The organism is Vibrio sp. 378 (genome assembly GCF_033339435.1).
In genome coordinates, this window is record NZ_JAWOUO010001225.1 from 1 (window position 1) to 512 (window position 512).

Sequence of the window (512 nt, forward strand, 5' to 3'; positions counted from 1 at the left end):
ACTTCCTTTATATTCGTTCTAAAAAGCCGTAATGAATTCGGCTTATCAGTGCGATTTAAGCAAGCTTTAGTTCATTAAACAACTCAAATAACTGGTTAGATTTATACGGCTTTGGCAAATACGCATCCATACCCGCAGCAAAACAATTGTGAATGTCCTCTTCCAACACACTCGCGGTCAAAGCAATGATGGTTGTTTTCTTGCAGCCCACTTTCTTTTCCCAACGGCGAATCTCTTTTGTCGCGGTTAGGCCGTCCATCACCGGCATCATACAATCCATCAAAATGGCGTCAAACTGCTCACCTTTGGTGATGGCATCCAGCGCTTCTTGCCCGTTACTCGTAATTAAGTAGTCGTACCCTGCTTTATCTAAGAAAAAGCTCGCGATTTTTTGGTTCATTAGATTGTCTTCAGCAATCAGTATTCTTCGATGAGTTCGAGATATTTTAGATTCAGCGCGAGATGCAATATTTGTGACATTGTCACGCAATGTGTTCTTCTCGAGCTTAGCT

Annotated in this window: 1 protein-coding gene; it reads right to left on the reverse strand. The window is 42.0% G+C overall.

What is annotated here, in order from left to right; all coding sequences use genetic code 11:
* Positions 1 to 55: 55 nt before the first annotated feature.
* On the reverse strand, positions 56 to 512 hold a 457-nt coding region (locus R7Q48_RS31270), incomplete at its 5' end, for a response regulator (RefSeq protein WP_318134325.1).